General features: G+C 42.7%; 2 protein-coding genes. One reads left to right on the forward strand and one right to left on the reverse strand.

The window, feature by feature from the left end; genetic code table 11:
• Positions 1–217 (forward strand): hypothetical protein (locus ABF638_RS37840; protein WP_435027863.1); only part of this gene is annotated, 217 nt, incomplete at its 5' end.
• 74 nt (positions 218–291) lie between these two features.
• On the opposite strand, the gene ABF638_RS37845 is transcribed toward ABF638_RS37840, so the two are convergent.
• On the reverse strand, positions 292–1599 hold the full coding sequence (locus tag ABF638_RS37845; RefSeq protein ID WP_435027864.1) for an NF041680 family putative transposase: 1308 nt from the start codon (positions 1597–1599) through the stop codon (positions 292–294).
• Between the last annotated feature and the right edge of the window lie 165 nt (positions 1600–1764).

A 1764-nucleotide genomic window follows, 5' to 3' on the forward strand; every position in this document is an offset into this window, starting at 1 on the left:
CTGCCTTTATCCTTTATTTAGTACTCATGTACTATATTTAGATGCGTTTGCCCTGGCTTGTAGGATTACTTATCAACGGATGATTTTGGTGTGCGACTTACAAACACGACAGCAAGTGCGTACCCTGCAAAGACCTCATCATGGTAATCATAGCCATTGTCTTGCTATTACACCAAATAAACAAATTCTTGTTGATGCTAATGATACTGGAGTTTAGACTAAACCATGCAAAATGACCCAGCAGGGCTGAGTTAATCAGAGACTTAGTGAAATTATCAATAATCTTGAGTATTAAACTGCAATTGATGGTTCTTTGCGTGGTGGTGTTACAGTTTTTTTAACAATTGGGCATCGGTTTTTACGGTGACGCTTTTTTCCTGGTTGCCAACCAGGGGACTTTCCACGAGGTTTGGGTGCAGAGGTGGGAGTACCAATCGCCGCGAAAACTCCACCCATAGCTTGAGCAACTCTTCCAGGAGTCAAATTACCCTGAGATTTCTGCCAAGGGAGAGGATTGTCAGTCACGATATCACGGGCTAACCACAATTCCCAAGTCATCAGAGGCATAAGGTCACTCCACCTGTCACATTGCTTGGGAGTGCTTAAGTTTGGAACTGTCCAGTGTAAACGCTGCTTCAAAAAGCGATACCAATGGTCAATTGTAAAGCGACGCAAGTAAAGACACCAAACTTCTTCTAATGGTGGCATTTCTTCTCCTACCCAAGCCAACCATAAAGGTTTGGAGACTCGTTCATTGCCTTGCGCGTCGAGACGTTCAACTCTCATCAGTAACATTGGGCGTGTAGCAGCTTTACGGAAGTGTAAATCTTTCCACAAGCTCACACGCACACGTCCTAATTTTGGGTCATTTATTTCTAATATAGATGTTGCTTCACTCCATGTTGTTGGCTCATTCAGTTTAAATTGATCGCCATGTTTTTTGGGTCGCCCCTTCCCAGAATAAGCTCCAGGTTCACCCCATAAACATAAATTTGAACGTAACCGAACCAGAATATCTGCGGGAATATTCGCAGTTTTTAAGATAAAAGGCGCACAACCATATTCGCTATCCCAAACCGAAATCGGTCTGACAGGCAAATATTTACATACCTGTTTTAATTGCCAAATTGCTTTGCTAATTGGGCTTTCGGCACTTGTGATTCGTTCATGTCTTAATGGTAATGCCCAACTCCCCTCATTTTCTGGTATCCAGGCAATTGTGCTATATCCCTGACCAATGGTAATCGGTTTATTTCCCGCTATGGATGTGCCACTATGTTCGTAAGTTCTTTCTTGTAATTTAACTGCATCTGGTCGTGACCAGTTGGTATGATCTCCTGCCAATAGAGGCCGTGCCACAGTTGGTATCTGTTTGATATATAGCTGCATCAATTTCTGTCGCTGTGGCCTGCTATCTTGTAGCGCCTCATAGATGCTTGGCCACTTCCTTCTAAATACTGGCGATAAGGACAACTCTGCTAGGCAATAAATATTTCTACTTAGCAATATGGCATCTGTCAACTCAAAAGTTGCATCTTTAGCTCTGCCTAAATATTTGTAGGCTGCTTGACGAAATTCTTCTAATCTGGCACGTTTCATATTGGCAGGTGAGTAATGGTAGTTCGTTTCTCAGCTTCTGCCAAAAGGGGGACTGTATTCAATCAGACACCCCTTTTTTTCTTGATCATTCCCCATCTAATCTCTATCTGATAATGATAATCGAATAGAGGGGGTGGGAGAGAAACTAGCGTTGCTAGTTTCTCT

This window comes from Nostoc sp. CALU 1950 (genome assembly GCF_051172895.1).
In the GTDB taxonomy this organism is placed as follows: domain Bacteria; phylum Cyanobacteriota; class Cyanobacteriia; order Cyanobacteriales; family Nostocaceae; genus Nostoc; species Nostoc edaphicum_A.